Below are 22,082 nucleotides of genomic sequence, written 5' to 3'. Positions count from 1 at the left end.
TTGGTGCCGTCGTCCGGGGTGGTGCCGTCGTCGGGCTCGGTGCCGTCGTCGGGCTCGGTGCCGTCGTCGGGCTTGGTGCCGTCGTCCGCGGTGGTGCCGTCGTCGGGCTTGGTGCCGTCGTCCTCGGACGAACCGCTGCCCGGTTCCGTCGTCTGGGTCTCCGTCGTCTCGGTCGATGTCGACGTCTCGTCGGCGAACGCGGCGGGCGAGGCCGCGAGCAGGGCGGCGGGGGCTATGACGGCCGTGACGGCGGCGGTGGCCAGGGAGCGGCGAAGCTTCATCAGTCAACCTTGCTGAATCCGGAGCGCTGCACACAGTGCGCGGCGCTGTGCATGGTTGACCTGTGATTCCTGTGAATGGTTGTGCCGAATTCACGGGATCCTTATGTGGCTTGAATCACAGGATCCTCGTGAGTCGTACGTGATTTGATGTCCCGCTACTTCGCGGATCAGCGGATCAAGGGTGGGGGCCCAGTGCAGTACACGAACACGGGTGGAGACGCGGGCACGAACGCGCCGGACGACATGCGCACGGCCGCGCCGGACGACAACGCGCGCGCCACGACCTGCCCGCAGTGCGGCAGAACCGTCCCCGGCGGAACCCGCTTCGTCACCTGGTGCGAGTCCTGCGACTGGAACGTCGACCCGCAGGTGGAAGAACCCCCGCCGTTCGGTCGCGTCGAGCGCCTGCGCCGCAGCCTCGCCCGCCGCCACGGCGAGCGGCTGGCCGCGGAGATGGCCGGCGGCAGCGCCGTTCCGCCGCACGGTGATGCCGCGAGCCTCGCCGCGTACGCCCTGTCCCTCGCCGTCCACTCGCTGACCGTGCTGCTCGCCGCCACCGGTCTCGGCCTCATCGTGCTGGGCTGGGGCATCGGCTTCTATCCGGTTCTCGGAGCCCTGGCCCTGCTGATCGCCTTCGTGCTGCGCCCCCGCTTCGGCTCGCTGCCCGCCGACGGCCCCGTGCTGCACCGCCCCGACGCGCCCCGTCTGTTCGAGCTGATCGACCGGGTGGGTGCGGAGGTCGGCACCCGGGGTGTCGACGCGGTCGTGGTCGGGCCGGAGGTCAACGCGGCCGTGTCCACGTACGGCATCCGGCGCCGCCGCGTCCTGCACCTGGGCCTCGGCCTGTGGGAGCCGGCCACCGTGCCGCAGCGCATCGCCCTCCTCGGCCATGAGCTCGGCCATTACGCCAACGGCGACGTGCGCCACTCCCACATCGTCGGCATCACCCTGGACACGCTGGAGGGCTGGGTCGAGATCCTGACCCCGACGCCCACGCAGAACGAGCTCTACCATGCCGAGTTCATCGCGTGGAAGGTGCTCGAGGCCCTGGGCGCCGCCCTCCTTGCGGTGCCCCGCGCGGCCTGCCTCGGGCTGCTGATGCTGCTCGACGTGCTGACGCTGCGGGCCTCCCAGCGCGCGGAGTACCTGGCCGACGCGGCCGCCGCGCACGTCGGCTCCTCCGAGGCCGCCGCAAGCGGGCTCGACCTGCTCCTCGTCGCCGATGCGGCGGAAGGCGAACTGCGCAGGCAGGCGGTCGTCGCGAACAGCGGACCGCGGCGGAGCGGCCGGCGCACGGCTGCCGCCCACGCAGGGCTGTGGGAGCGGCTCACGGAGTGGTTCGAGCAGGTCCCGGAACGCGAGTACGAGCGGCTGCGCCGCGTGAGCGCCCGGCGCGGTCACAGCGTGGAGTCGACCCATCCGCCGACCCACCTGCGCAGAAGCCTCGTGGCCGCCGGAGGGCTCAAGGCCGCCCGGATCGTGCCCTCCGATGCGCATATGGCCGACATCGGGGCCGAACTCGCCGCCGCCCGCGAGGAGGTGGCCCGCCGGGTCATCCGGGACTACGTGGAGTGATCCGCAGCCGGTGTTGTTGAATGAGCCCGTGTTGCGCGACGTGTTGGGCGCGCCGGCCCGGCGGAACGAGCGCCGGTTGTTTCAGGTCCGCCGCCGGCGGGCCCAGTCCTAGGTGGGGAACGTACGTTGAAGAAGTCGAAGCTGTCCCAGGCCCTCATAGCGGCCACCGTCGTCGCCACGCTCGGCCTCACGGCCGCGTGCTCGGACAGCGGGAGCGAGGACGAGGGCAAGGGCAAGGACAAGGACAAGTCGAACGGCGCGTCGAAGGAGACGGGCGGCGGCGAGGGCAAGGACGACGGCGGCACCGAGGGCAAGGGCGACGGCGGCACCGACGGCGGCGAGGGCGAGGGCGACAAGGGCGGCGCTCCGGCGCTGACGCAGGCGCAGCTGAAGAAGGCGCTCGTCACCACCGCCGACCTCCAGGGCTACACGCTCACCCCCGGTGACACCGACGGCGGCCTCGGCAAGCCGGAGAAGGTCTCCTCCGACTGCCAGGTCCTGGGCGACATCATGACCGGCACCACGAACCCGCCGAAGAAGGCCGGCGCGGGCACGACCGGCGGTGACGCCAAGTTCACCAAGATGATCTCCGTCTCGCTCCTCGCCTACGAGCAGGCCGACGCCGAGAAGCTGCTCGGCGACCTGCGCACGGCCACGAAGAAGTGCTCGGACCTCAGCGCGGAGGGCGAGACGGTCAAGGTCGAGGGCCTGCCCGAGCCGAAGGCCGGCGACGAGGCCGTCGCCTTCAAGATCACCTCCGGCGCGGGCGCCGAGCAGGTCGTGGCCCCCGTCACGGTCGTCCGCAGCGGCTCGACCCTGGCCACGATCTTCGCCATGCCCCTCGACGGCAAGCCCGGCGACGCCCCGTCGGACGTCATCGAGGCCCAGGTGAAGAAGCTGGAGTCGGTGAAGTAACCCGACGCGCCTTCACCTGAAGGGGGACCGGCCCTCGTGCGGCCGGTCCCCCTTTTTTTGGTTCCCCCTTCAACTCATTGTGATGATCTCGTGACTGTGCGACATGCGTCATGTCGGACATGGGGGGGGTGACGCTTGTTCAACTTTCCTGTTGACTGCGCGGACTTGTTCACTTGGGGAGGGTGACGGTCGGCGTGTGGGGAAGAGGTTTCCGGGGCGGGGCGTGGTTGGTGTGGCTCGCGATGGCGGGGCTCATCGGCCTGCTGGTCGTCGCGGTTTCGAATGACGAAGCTTCTGCCGTCGAGGGATGCGCGGGCGTCGAGTCGGACTTCAACGGCGACGGTGTACGGGATACGGCGATCGCGGACCCTGAAGCGGCCGTGGGGGGTAAAGCCGACGCCGGTGTGGTGACGGTGGTGTACGGCGGTGCCGCAGGAACGATTCAGCTGCATCAGGACCTTGCGTTCGTACCAGGCGGAGCCGAAGCGGGCGACCAGTTCGGGCACGCTCTGGCGCAGGCGGACCTCAACGGTGACGGCTGCAGCGACCTGATCGTCGGGGCGCCGTACGAGGACCCTGGCCCGGCCGTCGACGCGGGTGCGGTCTATGTCGTCTACGGCGCGCCGGGCGGTCTGGGCACGGGCCCCGCGTCGACCAGTTACAGCCAGTCGCAGACGCGGGTGCCGGGCGAGTCCGAGACCGCCGATCTGTTCGGCTACGCGGTGGCCGCGGGCCGTTCCGGCGCGGGCGAGCCGTATCTGGCGATCGGCACCCCCGGCAAGGACGTCGGCGGACACCGGGACGCGGGTGCGTTCTTCTACGTCAGGGGCAGTGTGATCGCCCAGGTGGACCAGGGGTCGCCTGGCGTACCCGGGGGAGTCGAGCCGGACGACCGGTTCGGCGCATCGCTGGCCGGCACGCCCGGCCACCTGGCGGTCGGCGGTCCGGGCGAGGCGATCGGCACCGAGGCGTTCGCGGGTGCGGTCTGGCTGTTCGGCCACACCGTGGACAGTGCGGGACGGCCCGCGCCGCTGTCGGCGCCCAACCAGACGAACCCGCCGGTGAGCGCTGCCGAGGCCGGGGACCGCTACGGGACGTCGCTGGCGATGGTGCCGGTGCCGGATTCGTCCGGGACGTACAAGGGCGGCTCGTATCTGGTGGTAGGAGCTCCGGGCGAGGGCAGTGGCAGCACTGCCTCGGTGGGATCAGCCTCGGTGTACCGCGTGACTGCGTCGGGTGAGGTGTCGGTGCTGGTGGCCGTTCTGAACCAGTCGGGGGAGGGCACGCACGAGTCGCTGGATCCGGGCGACTTCTTCGCCCAGGAGTTGGCCGCCGCGGTGCAGGGCACCACGTTGCGGGTGGCGGTCGGTGTCCCCGGCGAGGAATCCTCTGCCGAGCATCTGGACAAGGGCGGCGTGCAGATCTTCGCGATCGAGGCCGACGGCACGCTGACGGACGAGTGGCTGGACCCGGGCTGGGGAATTCCGGGCGCGCCCGCACACCAGATGTTCGCGGGCACTTCCCTGGCGGCGACGCCGGACAGCTTCCTCGTGGGTGTGGCCTACGGGCCGGGGGACGCGCCCGGTGCGGTCTACGGATATCCGTGGACGGTGGCCAGCGGGGGAGCGCCGACGGTGACGTACCGGCCCGGTGAGGGCGGGATTCCCGCCGGTGGCAAGGCGTTCGGGGCGGAGATCCGGTGACCTGGCGGCGCGGGGATGTCGGAAGTGCACGGACCAGAGACACAGGGGTGGGGATGAGACCGGCGAACGACGCCAGACGGCTCTGGCGTTCGGGCCTGGTGGTCGGGGCGCTCGGCGCGCTGCTGGCAGGTTCCGTGGCCGTACTGCCGCAGACGGCGGGACAGGCGGCGGCAGCGGCGTATGACGCCGATCTGGCTCGGGCCCAGGAGCAGGGGCAGGCCTTTTCGGAGGGGCTGGCGCAGGCCGCCGCCGCGGAGGCGGACAAGCCCGTCGAGGTGCTGTCGCTGCGGCAGGAGCGTCGGGAGGTGTTCGCCAACCCGGACGGCTCGTTCACCGCGCAGGAGTACACCCAGCCGGTGCGTACCCGCCAGGGCGGCAAGTGGGTCGCGGTCGACGCCACGTTGGAGCGGCGCGAGGACGGCCGGTACGCGCCGAAGGCCGCGGTCGTGGACCTGGAGTTCTCCGGTGGCGGTACGGGCGCGTTCGCCCGGATGCGGAAAGCCGGGCGTGAGTACGCGCTGACGTGGCCGGGCGGAAAGCTGCCCGAGCCGGTGGTCGAGGGCGACACCGCGACGTATGCCGATGCCCTGCCGGGTGTGGACCTGGCGGTGCGGGCCGACACCGAGGGCTTCAGCCACTACCTGATCGTCAAGAGCGCCGAGGCAGCGGAGAACCCCAGGCTGGAGCAGATCGAGCTCGGTCTGTCCGCGAAGGGGCTGAAGGTCGCCGAGGGCAAGGACGGTGTGCTCCGGGCCAGTGACGCGGCGGTGGGTGGCACGGTGTTCGAGGCGGGGGCCCCGGCGATGTGGGACTCCTCGGGCACCGGGAAGCAGGCCGGGACGCAGGCACGCTCCGCGCCCGGCGCGCGCCAGGTCACGCCGCTGGATACGGCGGAGGGCGGTCGTGCCACGCCGTTGGACGCGGCGGAGGGCGGTCGTGTCACGCCGCTGGAGCTGTCGGTGGGCAAAGGCCGGCTGACGCTGCGGCCGGAGGTGAGCCTGCTGCGCGGCAAGGACACGGTGTATCCGGTCGTGATCGACCCCACGCCGAAGACGACGTCGCGTACGGCGTGGACATCGGTGATGTCGACGAGCTCGTCGGCGCAGGACTGGAAGTACTCGGGGGACGCGGGCATGGGCAAGTGCCCCGCGAACTACAACCCGACGCGCTGCGCGAACGTCGGGACGCGGCGCCTGCTGTTCACGTTCCCGATGTCGTTCTACGCGGGCAAGCAGATCCTGCACACCCAGTTCTCGGCGCGGCTCGCTGGGGTGTACTGGAACGACGCGCGGGCCGAGCCGGTGGACCTGTACCGGATTGGCGGCGCGAACTACAACGTCACCTCGTCCAGCAACTGGTCGAACACGAAGGACGACTGGGACGACTATCTGGCGACTCTCGATGAGAAGATCTCACCGACGTCGTGCTCCAGCTCCGCGAATCTGCACTTCAAGGACGGTGAGCTGCTGTCGGAGGCCAAGGCCGCCGCGTCCGGCCGCTGGTCGCGGATATCGTTGGGGCTCAAGGCCAAGGACGAGTCGACGTACGGCGGCTGGAAGCGGATCTGCGGGAACACCTATCTGAAGGTCACCTACAACACCCCGCCGAAGCAGGTCGACTACCGGCTGATGTCCTCCAACCCGGGCGGCAAGTGCACCTGGGGCAGCGGCCGCCCGTACACGGATGTGCTGCCGCAGCTGCGGGCCGAGGCCCGGGACCCGGACCACAACTCCTCCAGCACCGACCCCGTCAAGATGCAGTTCAAGGTGCTCTGGAAGGACAAGGACGGTGTCGACCGGTCGTATACGTACGACACCGGCTATAAAGCGCCCAACGCGGGCACGGTCTTCGTGCACACGGTGAAGCAGCGGCCCTCGGGTACGCCGCAGATCCCGCAGAACGCGGTGATCTACTGGGATGCGCGGGCATACGACGGTGACGCGTGGGGGTCGTGGAGCTCCGCGGGGACGCCGCAGCGCTGCGAGTTCATCTGGGACTCCACCCGCCCCAAGGCGCCACAGGTCGGCTCGGCGCAGTATCCGGCGGACGAGGCGTGGCACCACGGCGTGGGCACGGCCGGGACGTTCACGTTCACTCGGGCGGACACGGATGTGAAGGAATTCCGGTACAGCTTCGACGGCCAGGGGCTTCAGTCCCTGTCGGCGACCTCTGGCAGCGCATCGGTGACCTGGACGCCCACCACCGCCGGCCGGCACTGGGTCACGGTCGAGGCGTATGACAACGCCCTCAACTCCAGTGTTCCCGCGCAGTACGAGTTCCTTGTGACGGACGGTAAGGAGGCGGCCGGTCAGTGGAACCTCGCCGATGAGCCGGGCATCGACCTCGCCCATGACGAGTCGGGCCGCCATCCGGCGCACCCCGGCACGGGGGTGACGTTCGGTGTTACCGGTCCGGGCGGCAAGGCGGACAGCGCCGCGCACTTCGACGGCACCACCGAGGGGTACCTGGACGCGTGGGGCACGGTGATGGACACCGGGCAGAGCTTCAGCGTCAGTGCGTGGGTACGTCCCACCGCCCTGGACAAGGACATGGCCGTGGTCAGCCAGGACAGCACCGGCGAACCCGGCTTTGTCCTCGGCTACGACGCCACCGCGCAGGCCTGGGCGTTCTCCACACCCGATCTGGACGTCCAGGCGATGACCCGCTGGACGGCCACCGCGACCGGCGTCGAGGTGGTCAAGGACAAGTGGACCCAGCTGACCGGCGTCTTCGATGCCAACGCGGCCGCCGGGCCCGAGCTGCGGATCTACGTGGACGGCAACGAGGCGGGCAAGGCGGCACGGCACACGGTCTGGCCTTCGCTGCGCAGCTTCCAGATCGGCCGGGTCCTCGCCAAGTCCGGCTACCGGGACCACTTCACCGGCGACATGGCGGAAGTGCGGGCCTTCGACCGCGTACTGCCGCCCGCGCAGGTGGCGGAACTGGGCGCCATCAAGCCGCAGCGCAAGGGCTACTGGCCCCTGGACGCGGCCGTCGACGGCAGCCTCGCCAACGTCCAGACGGGCAGTGAACCACTCACTCTGCACGGGAACGCGTCCGTGTATCGGCCGGCCGATCCGCTCTTCGATCCGGCGGCACTGGTCGGCGACGGACACCTCGTCCTGGACGGTACGGGCGACTGGGCGTCGACCACGAGCCCCGTGGTGAACGCCGCCGACAGCTACACGGTCGCGGCCCGTGTCCAGCTCAGCACGCTGGACGCCACCGAGACACAGACCGTGCTGTCCCTGCCGGGCCAGAACGCGGACCGGGTCGCGGTGCGCTACCAGGCTGCCACTGGGCAGTGGGAGCTGGCGCTCACTGACACGGACAGTGCCACGGCCAAGGTGACCACGGTCACAGATGACCTGGTTCTGCCGAGCAATGACGGGTCGGGCCAGCATCTGGCCGTCGTCTTTGACTCATTCACCCACGAGGTGCGGCTGTATGTCGAGGGACGCCTGACCGCCTCCGCCGTGGGATCGGATCACACCACCTGGCCGTCGAGTGGCGGTCTGCAGGTCGGCCGTTCTGCCCAAAGTGACGGGAGCAGCTATCTCGCCGGTGCGCTGGACGAGGTGCGGATCTATGCCGGAGCCGTCGATCCGATCGGGATCGAGCGGATGTGGCAGCTGACCGGCGACGTGGATCTGTAGCCGAGTGCGGGGGTCCGGGGCACGCGTGTCCCGGACCCTCACCCGCCCTGTTCGTACTAGCCGTCCCTCCTTCCTCCTGCCTGTGCTGCCCCGGATCTCGTCTTCGCGGAGTTGTTTCTGATGCCGTTGCGTGGCCGTCCGCTCTCCTCTCGTATGCCCAGCCGTGCGCTGGGCGCCACCGTGCTTGCGGTGTTGCTTTCCCTGTCCGCGGGCACCGTCCAGGCCCTGCCTACCAAGCCGGATCCCGGCAACGACCGCCCGGGCGTGGAGGCCAACCCCGATCCCGTACGCGGCACGAACGCCAAGGCCAAACCCAGACCGGTCGACGCGGCGGCGAAAGCCGCGGTCAAGCGTCTGGACAAGGCGGAACTGCCGGACAAGGGACGGGCGGAGGTCCCGGTTACCGCATCGGAAGCCGCGAACAAGGCGAAGGCGCCGAAGCCGGTGAGGGTCGGTGGCCTGCCCGTCACCGTCACGGCCACGCCTCCGAAGAGCGACAAGCAGGACAAGGCCTCGCTGAACGCGAAGAGCGCGCCGAAGCCGAGCCCGGAGCAGCAGACCCCGTCCGCAGAATCGCCGGGCACCGTCCGCGTTGAGGTCCTCGACACCGAGCACGCACGGAAGACCGGCTCGGCGGCCCTGCTCAAGGTGACGTCCACCAAGGGCGGTCCCGGCGGGGTGAAGGTGACACTCGACTACTCCGCCTTCGACGAGGCGTACGGCGGGGCGTACGGCTCCCGGCTGCACCTGGTGGAACTGCCCGCCTGCGCCGCCACGAGCCGCCTTGGCAGCAAATCCTGCTCGGGCCGGCCCAAGGAACTCGGCTCGGTGAACGACTCCGACACGAAGCAGGTGAGCGCACAGCTCACGCTCACCGACGCGGACGTCGCCCCGACGGCCGTGCCCAGCGCGCGCGTACAGGCCGCGCAGACCTCGGGGTCCACAGTGATCGCTTTGATGGCGGGCGACTCCTCCTCGAAGGGAAACTACAAGGCCACCCCGTTGTCCCCGTCGGCGAGTTGGAGCGTGGCGAAGTTCTCCGGCGGCTTCTCATGGAACTACCCGATGCGTGCTGTGCCGACCCCGGGCGGCCTGACGCCGTCGGTGGGACTTGGCTATTCCTCGCAGTCCATAGACGGACGGACCTCAGCCACCAATAGCCAGGGCTCCTGGATCGGTGAGGGCTTCTCCTACGAGCCCGGCTATGTGGAGCGGTCCTACAAGCCGTGCGCGGATGACGGACATGAGTCATCGGCCGAGCAGTGCTGGGCGGTCGAGAACGCCACCATCATGCTCAACGGCAGCACCACCCAGCTGCTCAAGGACGATGTGACCGGGAAGTGGCATCTCGCCGACGAGTCCGGGGCGAAGATCGAACAGCTGACCGGCGCCTCCAACGGTGACAACAACGGCGAGCACTGGAAGGTCACCACCCCGGACGGCACCGAGTATTACTTCGGCCTGGGCCGCCTGCCCGGCTGGAGCAGCGGCAAGGAGCAGACCGCCTCCACCTGGACGGTGCCGGTCTTCGGCGACGACTTGGGTGAGCCCTGCTACAACTCCACGTTCACCAGCGCGCACTGCAAGCAGGCTTGGCGGTGGAACCTCGACTACGTCAAGGACACCCACGGCAATGTCATGTCGTACTTCTATGGGGCGGAGACCAACCACTACGCCCTGAACGGCAAGACCGATGTCAACGGCACCGCTTACCACCGCGGCGGCTACCTCAAGCGCATCGACTACGGCCAGCGCGACGGCGCCGTGTACTCCGCTGCCGCCCCGGCCCGGGTGGTCTTCAACACTGCCGAACGCTGCCTGCCCACTGCCGACTTCGACTGCGCGCCCGCGAAGTTCACCACCGACAACGCAGCGCACTGGCCAGACACCCCGGTGGACCGCTACTGCAAGGCGGACACGAAGTGTGACGTGAGCCAGTCCTCGCCCACATTCTTCACACGCAAGCGCCTGACCGGCATCACCACGCAGATGCGGACCGGCGAAGGCACCTACCAGGACGTGGACGCCTGGACGTTCACCCACACGTTCACCGACAACGGCGACGACACCAAGACCCTGTGGCTCCACAAGATCGACCACGAGGGCAAGGTGGGCGGCAGCAGCAAGTTGCCGTCGCTGGAACTGCAGGGCATCCAGCTGAAGAACCGCGTCGACAGCAATGACGACAACATCGACGCCTTCCACCGCTTTCGTCTGACGACTGTCCTCAGCGAGACTGGATCCCAGCTAGACGTCACCTACGCCCCCACCGAGTGCACGGCCACGGCACTTCCCAAGCCCGGTGAGTCGACCAAGCGCTGCTATCCGGTGATCTGGGCTCCACCGGGCTCGATCGACCCAAGGGCCGACTGGTTCCACAAGTATGTGGTCGAGGAGATCCGCGAGACCGACCGGACCGGTGGCGGCGACGATCTCGTCACCCGCTACGACTACCAGGGAGCGGCTGGTTGGCGGCATGCCGAATCGGACGGCGTGACCGACGAGAAGTACCTGACGTGGGGCCAGTGGCAGGGCTACGGCAAGGTCACCGTCACCAGCGGCAACGGTGAGACCACCTCGACTCGGGCCGACTACACCTTCCTGCAGGGCTTGAATGGTGACAAGAAGCCTGGAGGTGGCACCCGCACGGAGACGGTCACCGACTCCACCGGAAAGACCTATACCGGTCACAAGGAGTTCACCGGTTTCACCGTCGAGGCCAAGACCTATGACAAGGCCACTGGCGGAAAGGTCGTCTCCAAGGTCGTGAGTGAGCCGTGGAAGCACGACACGGCCACCCAGACCAAGTCTTGGGCGACGACCAAGGCCACCGTCGTCAAACCGCGCACATCCCGCGGCTACAAATTGCTGTCCGACGGCAGTTGGCGGCAGACCAAGTCGGTTTCGTACTACGACACGTCTGTGCCCACTGTCCGCCTGATTCGTACCGAGAGCTTCGGTGACGTGTCCAAGGACGACGACGACACCTGCACGCGGCTGTGGTACGCGGACAACCCGACCAAGAATATCTACACGCTGCCCTCCCGCAGCCAGATCGTCTCCGTCGACTGTTCGGCGAGCCCCGACTACAGGACGCAGATCCTCGCGGACAAGCGGACCTCGTACGACGGCGGTGCCTTCGGCGCGGCGCCGACCAAGGGAGAGGTGACCAGGACCGAACGGCTCACTCAGCACGACGGCACCACCGCCACCTACCAAGTCACCGGTACCACCAGCTACGACGAGTTTGGTCGCCCGACTGCCCAGACTGACGCAGGCGGCGCGAAGACCACCACCTCGTACACCGAGACATCCGGCCTGCTCTCGCAGACCAAGGTCACCAACGCGCTCGGACACGTCACCACCACCGACTATGCCCCTGCCTGGGGCCGGTCGACCGGTCAGAGCGACCCGAACGGCAAGCGCACCGACCTGGCCTACGACCCGCTCGGCCGTTTGGTCAAGGTCTGGCTGCCCGACCGTGAGATGAGAACCAACCCGAGTATCAAGTACTCCTACCTGGTCAGCCGCGACAAGCCCACCGCAGTGAAGACCGAGCGGCTTGAGAACGACGGCAGTTACGAAGCCGCGTACCAGCTCTACGACGGCTTGATGCGCCCGCGGCAAACGCAGGCCGAAGGACTCGACGGCACCCGCCTGGTCGCTGACGTCTTCTACGACGGCACGGGCAAGCCGAAGAAGACCAACGCCACCTACAACGCTGTCGGCGCTCCCTCACGGGACCTTCTCCTCGTCGCCAATGGTGAGGTCGGCGCCCAGACTGTCTCCCAGTACGACGGGCTGGGCCGCACCACCGCCACGATCTTCCAGGTCGCCGGCGTCGAGCAGTGGCGCACCTCGGTCGCCTACAACGGTGAGCGCACCTACGTGGACCCGCCCAACGGCGGCACCGCCACCACGACGATCACCGATGCGCAGGGACGCACCACCGAGCTGCGCCACCACACCAGCCCGGGCACCGGTCCCTCCGCTGGCTATGACGCCACCAAGTACGCCTACGACCACGCGGGCCGCTTGGCGGCGGTGACGGACGCCAAGGGCAACACCTGGCGCTACGAGTACGACCAGCTCGGCCGCAAGACCAAGAGCATCGACCCGGACGCGGGCACCTCGACCACGGCCTACGACGGCCTGGACCGCCCGGTCTCGACCACGGACGCCCGCGGCAACAAGATCTCCACGGTCTACGACAAGCTCAGCCGCCCGCTGACCACGTGGGAAGGCGAGCCGAACACGGGCACCAAGCTCACCGAGACCCGCTACGACCGGGCAGGCTGGCTCGGCCTTGCTTACGCCTCGCTGCGCTACACGAGCGCAACCGAGTACATCGCCACGGTCACCCAGTCCATGGACGCCCTCTATCGGCCGCTGAAGACGGCCTACTCGGTCCCGGAGTCCGAAGGTGCGCTGGCCGGCATCTACGTCTTCACCAACACCTACAACCTCGATGGCACCGCCGGAGGCATGGGCATGCCGGGTGCGGGCGGCCTCACCGACGAGGCCATCGCCTTCGGCTACGACGCGCTGCAGCGTCCGACATCTATGACGGGCAAGGACACTTACGTTGCCGGTGCTGGCTACACACAATTGAGCCAGCTCAAGAACTTGCATCTGCCCACGGCAAGCGGCAAGTACGTCGAGCAGACCTTCTCCTACGAGAAGGGCACCAACCGCCTGACCGAGTCGAAGGTCAACATCGAGGGCACCGGACTGGCCAAGCAGTCCCAGTACTCCTACGACCAGGCCGGAAACATCCAGTCGATCTCGGACCTCGCGGGCGCCTCCCCCGACGTCCAGTGCTTCGCCTACGACACCCGACAGCGCCTAACTGAGGCGTGGACCCCTGAGTCGAGCCAGGCCCAGGCCACCGGCTCCGGCACGGTCGGTGGCCAGCAGGGCGGGCAGCTCCCTGCCGCCTGTGGTTCGACCGCGGGTAGCAGCGCCTTGGGCGGCCCGGCCCCCTACTGGACGTCATACCAGATCGACGCGATCGGCAACCGCACCAGCGAAGTCCGTCACGACACGGGTCTTGACACGGCCAAGGACGTGACCCGCACCTACACCTACGGCGTGGGCGACGCTGGCCCGCACGCGGTCACCAAGGTCACCGAGAACACACCCACGGGTGCCAGCCAGTCCACGTACACCTACGACGCGACCGGCAACACCACCACCCGCACCATCGGCGGCGACACCCAGACCCTGACGTGGAACGCCGTAGGCAAGCCGACCAAGACCACCGAGGCCGACGGCAAGGAGACCACCTACCTCTACGACGCCGGCGGCAACCGCGTCGTGCGCCGCGACGCGCAGGGGACCACGGTCTTCCTGCCCGGGATGGAACTCTCCCTTGCCAAGGGCAGCAGCACGGTCAAGGCCACCCGCTACTACTCCTTCGCGGGTCAGACCATCGCCGTCCGCGAGGACGACGGCACCCTCTCCTACCTCGCCTCAGACCACCAGGGCACCAGCAGCCTCGCCATCAACGCCACCACCGGCGAGGTCGCACAGCGCCGGTTCAACCCGTATGGCGCCGAACGCGGCGAGGCGACCGGCACGTGGCCGGGTGAGAAGGGCTTCGTCGGCGGCACCCCCGACACCCAGAGCGGCCTCACTCACATCGGGGCCCGTGAATACGACCCGGACCTGGGCAAGTTCATCTCGGTCGACCCGCTCATCGACTACACCGACCCCCAGCAGATGAACGGCTACGGCTACGCCAACAACAGCCCAGTCACGCTATCCGACCCCAGCGGGCTTCGTCCCGATGGGGCATGTGGGGGCGCCAGCAGCCGATGCAACGGGAACATCGAGACGTGGACGAAGACCTCGTCCGGTTGGAACTGGAGCCAAACGCCAGTTCCACCGTCGCTCAATGACGAGAGTGTTGCCGCGTACCTCATCACTGTGGCATTGGATGCGCAAGGTGCGGAACATGTGCGAAACAAGGACACGGTCTCGCATGATGAGTTCCGTAGGGCGCTGATCAAGTATCAGGGAGTCATGGACGGTCCCATCAACGATGCCCAGTGGGAGATGTGGCTGTTCGGATTCGATGAGGACGTAATCGACAATTTTGGCCCCTGCCTGATATTTGACTGCAATAAGCCTGTTTCATCCGATGATCTTCGGGAGATTCCTCTCAATAGAGAGAGTTTTCTTGAGATGTTCGGCAGGGCCTATGCCGAGGGTAGGGGAGCGCGGGCAGGTCTTAGCGGCGCTTCGCGGATGGCCAAGGGGCTGAGTCGAGTCCTGGGAGGGTGCACGAAGTGCTTCCTTGCCGGCACGGATGTGCTCATGGCAGATGGCACCACCAAGGATATCGAGGACGTTGAACTCGGCGACGAGGTGCTGGCCACAGACCCGGAAACCGGAGAAACCGGCCCCCGGGAAGTCACGCGCCTCATCGTCACGGAGCACGACAAGCACTTCAATGAGCTCTCCATCGTCACGGAAGACGGCACCGAAAATCTCACAGCGACATACGAGCACCCCTTCTGGTCACCATCCGAGAGCCGATGGGTCGAAGCCGGTGACCTCGAAACTGGCATGACCCTGCTCAGTGACGACGGCACCACTGTCATCGTCAGCAAGAACCGCCCGTACACGCAGCATGCCCGCACCTACAACCTGACCGTCGATGACCTGCACACGTACTATGTGCTGGCAGGTGAGACTCCGGTACTCGTTCACAATAGCAACAGACTTTGTGGTCCAGTGGCTGGCAATGGGGCCTCTCTGGGTAACCTGACTGGGTCCGAGGTTGCGAGAATCCAGAATGCGGCGGACCGCATTGGGCACCCCATCTCCGTCGTGGGGAGTCGCGCAACGGGGAACACGCATGCCCAGTCTGACTGGGATTACGTGATCACCGGGATCAATAGTCGAACCAAGCACTCCGTCAAGAGCTCCCTGCCTCAAGGGCCGGTAGAACTTGGGCGTGGCGGTAGGATCGACATATTCACGTGGGAGCTCGCCAAGGGCGCGCCACACATCACCTTCTACCCGCGAGGAGCGCAATGACCGAGGTTGAACTGCTCCAGGAGACTTCGAGCTGCGCACTTGTTCGGCGATCTAGCCGCAGATTTCCAGGGCTCCTGGTGCAGGGGGACACGCTTCGGTCGCTGAAGGGTGTGGCGGATGGGTTGCTAGAAGAGTTGAGATCAGGTGACTCAGAGGATGCCCAGTACTCGGCCAGGGAACTTCAGGAGGGTCTTGGAGAATTCATCGCGCACTACGAGGCGATGATGCGTGCGGCCGGATATGAATTGCCGTATTGAAACGGGTCGGGTGTTACTGAGGTTGAACTCGTGGAGTCGTGGGGGCTGACGGCTCGTCGCTCGTGCGGTATCACCGAGGCATGCGGTATCCACAGGGGGGCGGGCTGACCGCCGAACGGCAGCAGTTTCGCGAGGAGTTACGGCTGAAGGCGGCCGAGAGGTTCGCCCGGGGCGAGGCCAGCTCGGTGATCGCCAAGGAGCTGCGGGTCAGCGTCCGCTCCGTGCAGCGGTGGCGGCGGATGTGGGACGAGGACGGCCCGCGGGCTCTGCGGTCCAGGGGCCGGCATCGCTGCCGCGCCTGAGTGACAAGCAGTTCGCACAGTTGGAGGCGGAGCTGGCCAAGGGGCCGGCCGCGCACGGCTGGGAGGACCAGCGCTGGACCCTGAGCCGTGTGAAGACGGTGATCGGCAGGCGCTTCCACCTGACCTACACCATCCAGGGCGTGCGCAAGCTGCTGGTCCGCAACGGCTGGTCCTGCCAGGTCCCGGCCCGACGCGCGATGGAGCGGGACGACGAGGCGGTGGCCGGGTGGGTCAAGGAGGTGTGGCCCTGCGCGGAAGGCTCGCGGCGGTGAGTGGAGCCTGGCTGGTCTTCGAGGACGAAGCCGGATTCTCCATGACGCCGCCGCAGGCGAAGACCTGGTCCCGGCGCGGCCGGACCCCGGTGGTGCGGGTCCGCGGCCGTTCCCGCAGACGGATATCCATCGCCGCGCTGACCTGCTACAAACCCGGCCACAGATCCCGGCTGATCTACCGGCCACGCCGGGACGACGGCCGCCGCGACGGCCGCAAGAGCTTCTCCTGGCGCGACTACCGCGACCTGCTGATCGCCGCCCACCAGCAACTCGGCGGCCCGATCGTGCTCGTCTGGGACAACCTCAACGTCCACAAGGCCGCCGGTCTGCGGGAGTTCGCCGCCTCCCGGGACTGGCTGACCATCTACTACCTGCCGCCCTACGCACCCGACCTCACCCCCGTCGAGGGGATCTGGTCCCTCCTGCGACGCGGCTGGCTCTCCAACGTCGCCTTCAACACCCCCGAACACCTCGTTCAGCGCATCCGGCGCGGACTACGGCACATCCAGTACCGCAGCGACCTCATAGACGGCTGCCTCGCCGAGACCGGCCTGACCATCAGACCCGCCTGAGCGACCCAGCGACATCACGAGTTCAACCTCAGTAGGGAACTCGGGGAGACTCCCCCGGAGGGTTTTTGGCGTGAAGCCAGAGGGTCACCCGGTAGCGGGATGATTCCCTAATGCGTATCTGAGCTCTTTCAGCGTTGCCCCTCGAGGGGGAGTATGGGTTTGGCGATTGACGTCATCCGAGTCGGGCGGCAGCGGGCGTGACGGAAGATCCCGCCAGGTCTTCAGCCGTGCGACGCCGCGTTCGACCGGGACTCGGGTCCGGGCGAGCGCCCGGATGACGGTTCTCTGGGTGGGGGGTAGGTCCTGAAGAGGGCGGCGTTTTACCGCGGTGGTCACCCAGGGACCGGCCCCGATGTGGGCGAGGTCGGCCAGGATAGGGACGCCCTGGCGCTCGCAGATCCGGATGATGCGGTGGGTGCGGGCCGCGGTCAGGTCATGGCCGCGGCCGGCAGGGCGGGCGAGAGTCACAGCAGTTGCCCGGCTGGGTCGGGCACGACCTGCACGTTCACGCCGTGCCGACGGTGCTTGGCGGAGTAGTCCGCCTGCGGCCGTCGCCGACCCGGTCGCATTCGGCGAGAGCGCCGTCCAGCAGCACGAAATCCGGGTCCGCCTCGCGCAGCACCTTGAGCAGGCCGGGCGCCCTCTCGGCGAGCAGGTCTATGACCGCGGTGCTGTAGGCGTACGCGGTGCCCACTGAAATGCCGAAGCTGGCAGCCAGTTGCGCGAGAGTGTCCTGCCGGCGCAGATACACCAGGCCGACCAGGGCCCGCTGATGCGGCGGGAGTTTGCAGCGACGGTCACCCTCGCGGGTGACGACGAGCATGGTGACCCACTCGACAAGCGCGTTCGGTAGGTCGAGTGCGGCAGGATAGGAAACCAACGAGGCTCCTGCGCCGGTGAGTGGAGACTTCGAACACCTCCCTCAACGGCACGGGAGCCTCGTGCGTTGCGTAGCCCACCACCGTCACCCGATCAGTGAGCCTTTTCCAACCTCACGTTTATGCGTAGTGAAGGGCGAGGACGGCCTTCACGATGTCGGTGATGCGGTCAGGGCAGCAGCGGAGCTTCCGCAGGAGCCGCCAGCCCTTTAGGACGGCCATGGCCTGCTCGCCGACGCAGAGGATCTTGGCGTGGGTGGTGTTGTGCCGTCGCTTCCATCGCTTGAGCGGTCGGCCCCGGAACGGGACGCGGACCAGCGGCCGGCGCCTTGATATGCCTTGTCGGCCCGGCACCTGAGCCCGGTGTCGGCCAGCGCGTCGACGATCCCATGTGCGCGGGCGGCGGTCAGGTCATCCGTGGAGCCGGGCAGAGCGGGCGAGGCCCACAGGGCCTGCCGAACGGATCGGTCAGGACCTGCACGCTCATGCCGTGACGCTTGTGCTTGCCCGAGTAGTACGGGCGGTCGGCGGCGACCCGGTCGATCGGCAGCAGCGTGGCGTCCAGGATGACGAACGCCTTCGTCCGGGCCGTCTTCATCGCTTCCGCGAGGCTCGGGGCGCGTGCGGCCAGGACGTCGATGACCTCCTGCACGTACCGGTAGACGGTCGCGATCCCGATGCCGAACCCTGCGAAGAGCTGGGCGTAGGTGTCACCGCACGCAGATGGGCCAGGACGAGCAGGGCCTGCCGACCTGCGGTCAGCCGCCGCCACAGCGAGCCGATATCTTGGCGGTGAAGCGCCCGCGCTCGACACCGTTGAGCTGGACAGCACGCACGGCGCGGAATTCATCGACGCGGACATGCAGTTGCAGAAGTATCGGGCCCAGCTCGACGCGATGGAGTCGGTAGCGCTCAAGGCAGACGCGTCACGCGACTTCATCCGCGCCATCGCCGACGAACTGTAGGAGGCCGCCGCAGTGCCGAGCATCTCCTGGGAAGACCCTTTCTGTGGGGAGGGAGCGAACTGTTTCCGGATCGGGACGGACGCCGAAGGCAACAGCTACATCGCCCTCGCCGGCCAGGAGGGCGCGTACATCCGCGACAGCCGGGACGCCCTGCGCCAGATGATCCTCGACATCAAGGACGGCAAGGCGGACCACCTGCTGTAGCGGCATGGGCTCGGTACGGAGCGAACCGGCGCCGAGTGTGTGCCGCAACCAATGCGTCGGTACGCGTGGGGGGGGACCCCTTGCCTGGGCAGAGTCCCGCGATTCGGCAGGCCAGGGAGTCGCAGGGCTCGCCGCTAAGGGAGCAGGGTGAAGGCGGGCACGTGGGCTGGGCGCACGATGCTGAAGTGGCGGCGATCCAGTGTGGCGATGTTGGCCGCATGGAACTTCTCTGCCACGGCCACGACGAAGGCATCCGCGGTACCCAGCGGGAGGTCTGCGTACCGCTCCACCAGGTCGGCCGCGCGTGAGGCCTCGGACGAGGTGACCGGGACCAAGTCGTACACGCCGTCTGCCACATCACGCAGAAACCCCGCTTCGGCCTTCACGCCTGCCCGGCTGGAGAGCATGTAGCCGATCTCCGCCACGAGCGGGGACGGCAGCAGGAGTGGGCCCGGATGGTTCTCCAGCAGGCGTACGCACGCGGCGTGCTTGTAGTCCTTGCGATTGGCCGCCGCGACCACGGGGCCGGTGTCGATCACGATCACGCGGTGTGCCGCTCCTGACCGTCCCACGCCTCACGCACGATTTCCTTGGCCCGCGCCCCGAGGTCGGGGGCCCCGTCGAAGGAGGCGGTCGTGCGGAAGCGCCGACGCGGGCGCTCGCCACGCTCCACTTCGGTCCACTCGCGAAGCAGCTCTATGGCATCCAGCAGACGGTCCTCCGGCAGAGCATCCAGCAAGCGGTGTGCTTCGTCGCGAACGGTCATATCAGCCAGTGTACGGTCGGCGACGCCGACGGGCGTAGGTCTTGTCAAGAGCCTTGACATCTCCGGAGGGCGGAGCCTGTTGGCGGCGGGAGATTTCGGCTGCAGCTGCACGAAAGCGGGTAGACGGCGACCCTCCGATAGGGCGTCATCAATCTGTGACCAGCGCTGATGCAACCCTTCGGGCGCCTCGCAGGTCACCTCTGCACCGCCACCCTCATGTGTGCCGGCGGACATCGCACGCCCCCGTACGAGAGAGTGATCATGAAACTTGTCCCGAGACCGTCCGTCGGACGCGGCCCCGCGGCCACGGCCGTGCTGCTCGCCGCGGCGCTGACCACCGCCGGTGCGGCGGGGCTGGCGCAGGCGGCCGAGGAAGCGCCGATTCCTGTCACCATCACCGGCACGGAGCGGGTCGACCTGGCGGTTGACGGCGCCGAGGTGGAGCCCGGGCAGCCGCAGGTCAGCCTTCACCTGGAGGGGCCGGGTGAGGTCGACGAGGACGCGGTGACGCCGACGGCGATCCACGACGGGCCGTACAAGGTGACCATCGACGCCACCGAGCTCAAGGGGTTCGCGAAGGTCGAGCTTCCGTGCCCAGTGCAGGACGACAACGCCTTCGTCGCGGTGTGCGAGCGGAACCTCCTGTACCCGGCGGACATGGGCAACCCGTACTGGAACGTGCGCCTCGATCTGCTCGACACCGCGAAGGCCGGGGACGCGGGCAGGATCAAGGTGACGGGTGAGGGTGAGGGGCTGTCGTTCGGCCGGCACGCGGTCGACGTCCTCGTCGACGGTGCCACCCCCGTCGGCGGTCCCGCCTTGCAGGTGAAGAAGCTGCCGCGTGCGCCCAAGAACTTCGCGGCGGGCGACACCTACGCGGCCCCGCTCGGCTTCCGCAACGCCGGTGAAGCTTCCGCCGACGGTGTGCTGCTGCGCTTCACCGGCACGCGCGGCATCACGTATCCGCAGACCTACTCCAACTGCACCTACGCGGAGGAGAACACGGCCAGCGCGAGCGCGCTGCGCAAGGTCGTGGAGTGCTCCTTCGAGGGCGAGTTCAAGGCGGGCACCGCGTACGCCGTCGAGAAGCCGGTGCAGGTCGGTACGGAGAAGTTCGCGCGGTACGAGACGTTCGCGTACGAGTTCTCGGCCGCCGGTGAGCAGGGCGCGGGCGCGCGGATCGCCGGGGGGACCAAGGGCACCGGCTCCGAGCTGAAGCTCAAGGAGGTGTCGGGCGACTCCGGCTACACCACCGGTGGCGGCACCCAGATCGACCTGGCGGCCGGCAGCAAGTTCGACCTCGACCTGAGCGGCGTCAAGGTCTCCGGCAAGCAGGGCGAGACCGTCAAGGCCGACGTCACGCTCGCCAACCACGGCCCGGCCTGGTTCCGTACGGTCTTCGCGGGCGGGGACGAGCCGATGAGCTTCGACGTCGCGATCCCGAAGGGCGCCTCCGTCGTCACGAGCCCGGAGGAGTGCGAGCCCCAGGAGACGGAGAAGGGCGTCGACGAGTCCCGCTACCGTTGCTTCACCCCCACGCCCATCCTGGAGAACTCGAAGCGCTCGTTCGCGTTCGAGCTGCGGATCGACGAGGTCGTCGAGGGCGCGATGGGCAAGGTCACGTTCGGTTACGAGACCGCCAACCCCGACGAGGCCAACCCCGCCAACGACGACGGCTGGATCGTTCTCAACGGCACCGGTGACGAGGAGACCCCTGGTGACACCGGCGGCGCCTCCGGCGGCAACGGTGACAACGGTGACAACGGCGGTTCCGGTGACGGTCAGGACGGCGACGGCTCCGGTGACGGTGAGAACGGCGGCACGGACTCCGGTGGCTCGCAGGGCGGTACGACCGGTGGCGGGGACGCCGACACCGAGGGCGGCCTCGCGTCCACCGGCTCGATCGCGCTGATGACCTCCGCCGTCGCGGCCGCCGCGATTGCCGCGGGTGGTGCGTTCTTCGTGATCGCGCGTCGGCGTAAGGCCACGAGCTGAGCCCCAGTAGTAGTACGTAGACAGCGAAGAGCCCCGCGGAAGCAGCTTCCGCGGGGCTCTTCGCTGTCGGCTCCGACGTCAGGGCGGCGTCGGAGCCCGGGAGCGGCGCCGGGGGAGTGCGCCGCTGGAACGTGGGCCGGAGTGCGACCCGGTGCGCGTGGGGAGCGCGCGTGGTGTGGACCAATGGTGGTGGGGTGGGGTGTCGGGCGACGGGGGGTGGTGTCGTCCTGTACGCATCGTGCGGGATGATATGTCGGCTGCGCAACCGTTTCGGCAGCGTAGAAAAACGGGACGCAACGGGACCGTCGGCCGGCTCCGGGCGTCCCCGGAGCCGGCCGATCTTCATCGTGACCGGGCTGCTGTCCCCTGCCGTCCGGTCACTGACTGGAGCGAGGTCCCACGACGCAGGACGCGCAAGCAGTCCGTACGTCTCATCGCTCCAGCGGAGCCACGCGTGGTTCTGACGGGCCCGCGCCTGGCTGGCACGGACACCGGGACCAACGAGGCCCGGCGGCGGACGGTCACGCGCCGTACGGGTGAGAACGGGACCGAACGCAGGTCCGGATCGGGAGGAGCGCGGTCGGATTCATGTGGTCATGCCCACGGGTTCACGTGGTCATGCCCACGGGTTCACGTGGTCACGCCCACGGGTTCACGTGGTCACGCCCACGGGTTCACGTGGTCACGCCCACGGGTT

General features: G+C 68.2%; 11 protein-coding genes and 4 pseudogenes. 10 read left to right on the top strand and 5 right to left on the bottom strand.

All coding sequences use genetic code 11. The features are described 5' to 3' along the window. A pseudogene (locus ACLF6P_RS19670) lies at window positions 1-281 on the bottom strand (hypothetical protein); the annotation flags it as partial. Between the two features lie 192 nt (window positions 282-473). Here ACLF6P_RS19670 and ACLF6P_RS19665 point away from each other — a divergent pair. The 7 genes and pseudogenes from ACLF6P_RS19665 to ACLF6P_RS30230 all read left to right on the top strand — a co-directional run bounded on the left by ACLF6P_RS19665 (window position 474) and on the right by ACLF6P_RS30230 (window position 16,577). Next, window positions 474-1,856 (top strand): M48 family metallopeptidase, encoded by a 1,383-nt coding sequence (locus tag ACLF6P_RS19665; RefSeq protein ID WP_415951836.1) that lies wholly within the window; start codon window positions 474-476, stop codon window positions 1,854-1,856. 126 nt (window positions 1,857-1,982) lie between these two features. After that, window positions 1,983-2,771: a hypothetical protein gene (locus tag ACLF6P_RS19660; protein WP_415951835.1), complete on the top strand. Its 789-nt coding sequence runs from the start codon at window positions 1,983-1,985 to the stop codon at window positions 2,769-2,771. 242 nt (window positions 2,772-3,013) lie between these two features. Further along, window positions 3,014-4,474: a VCBS repeat-containing protein gene (locus tag ACLF6P_RS19655; protein ID WP_415951833.1), complete on the top strand. Its 1,461-nt coding sequence runs from the start codon at window positions 3,014-3,016 to the stop codon at window positions 4,472-4,474. 53 nt (window positions 4,475-4,527) lie between these two features. Continuing rightward, window positions 4,528-8,130 (top strand): LamG domain-containing protein, encoded by a 3,603-nt coding sequence (locus ACLF6P_RS19650; protein WP_415951832.1) that lies wholly within the window; start codon window positions 4,528-4,530, stop codon window positions 8,128-8,130. 189 nt (window positions 8,131-8,319) lie between these two features. After that, a complete protein-coding gene (locus ACLF6P_RS19645; RefSeq protein WP_415951831.1) occupies window positions 8,320-15,174 on the top strand; it encodes a polymorphic toxin-type HINT domain-containing protein in 6,855 nt (2,284 codons plus the stop codon). After that, window positions 15,171-15,431 carry a DUF6959 family protein gene (locus ACLF6P_RS19640; RefSeq protein ID WP_415951830.1) on the top strand — a complete coding sequence of 87 codons (261 nt, stop codon included), beginning with the start codon at window positions 15,171-15,173 and terminating at the stop codon, window positions 15,429-15,431. The genes ACLF6P_RS19645 and ACLF6P_RS19640 overlap by 4 nt, the downstream gene beginning before the upstream one ends. Before the next feature lie 80 nt (window positions 15,432-15,511). Then, window positions 15,512-16,577, top strand: a pseudogene (locus tag ACLF6P_RS30230) (IS630 family transposase). Window positions 16,578-16,705: 128 nt separating this feature from the next. On the opposite strand, the pseudogene ACLF6P_RS19620 reads toward ACLF6P_RS30230, so the two are convergent. Further along, a pseudogene (locus ACLF6P_RS19620) lies at window positions 16,706-17,457 on the bottom strand (transposase family protein). 118 nt (window positions 17,458-17,575) lie between these two features. Then, a pseudogene (locus ACLF6P_RS19615) lies at window positions 17,576-18,301 on the bottom strand (transposase family protein). On the opposite strand from ACLF6P_RS19615, the gene ACLF6P_RS19610 reads away from it, so the two are divergent. Together ACLF6P_RS19610 and ACLF6P_RS19605 are read left to right on the top strand one after the other, a co-directional pair. Further along, window positions 18,208-18,420, top strand: a complete 213-nt coding sequence (locus tag ACLF6P_RS19610; protein ID WP_415951837.1) for a Scr1 family TA system antitoxin-like transcriptional regulator — start codon at window positions 18,208-18,210, stop codon at window positions 18,418-18,420. The pseudogene ACLF6P_RS19615 and the gene ACLF6P_RS19610 overlap by 94 nt on opposite strands. Window positions 18,421-18,432: 12 nt before the next feature. Then, window positions 18,433-18,624, top strand: coding sequence for a hypothetical protein (locus ACLF6P_RS19605; RefSeq protein WP_415951827.1), 192 nt, complete (start codon window positions 18,433-18,435; stop codon window positions 18,622-18,624). A 134-nt stretch (window positions 18,625-18,758) separates the two neighbouring features. Here ACLF6P_RS19605 and ACLF6P_RS19600 read toward each other — a convergent pair whose 3' ends face one another. Together ACLF6P_RS19600 and ACLF6P_RS19595 are read right to left on the bottom strand one after the other, a co-directional pair. Further along, complete coding sequence (locus ACLF6P_RS19600) at window positions 18,759-19,169, bottom strand: type II toxin-antitoxin system VapC family toxin (RefSeq protein ID WP_415951826.1); 411 nt, start codon at window positions 19,167-19,169, stop codon at window positions 18,759-18,761. Then, the gene (locus ACLF6P_RS19595) at window positions 19,166-19,390 is read right to left on the bottom strand and encodes a hypothetical protein (RefSeq protein WP_415951825.1); all 225 of its coding nucleotides are present in this window, start codon (window positions 19,388-19,390) and stop codon (window positions 19,166-19,168) included. Before ACLF6P_RS19595 ends, ACLF6P_RS19600 begins: the two co-directional genes overlap by 4 nt. Before the next feature lie 261 nt (window positions 19,391-19,651). Between ACLF6P_RS19595 and ACLF6P_RS19590 the strand changes: the two genes are divergently transcribed. Further along, window positions 19,652-21,385, top strand: a complete 1,734-nt coding sequence (locus tag ACLF6P_RS19590; protein WP_415951824.1) for a hypothetical protein — start codon at window positions 19,652-19,654, stop codon at window positions 21,383-21,385. The last annotated feature ends 697 nt before the right edge of the window (window positions 21,386-22,082 follow it).

This window comes from Streptomyces lothianensis (genome assembly GCF_047779955.1).
Taxonomy (GTDB): Bacteria; Actinomycetota; Actinomycetes; order Streptomycetales; family Streptomycetaceae; genus Streptomyces.
The sequence above is the reverse complement of the archived record's forward strand: the minus strand, read 5'-3'. Positions and strand labels throughout refer to the sequence as shown.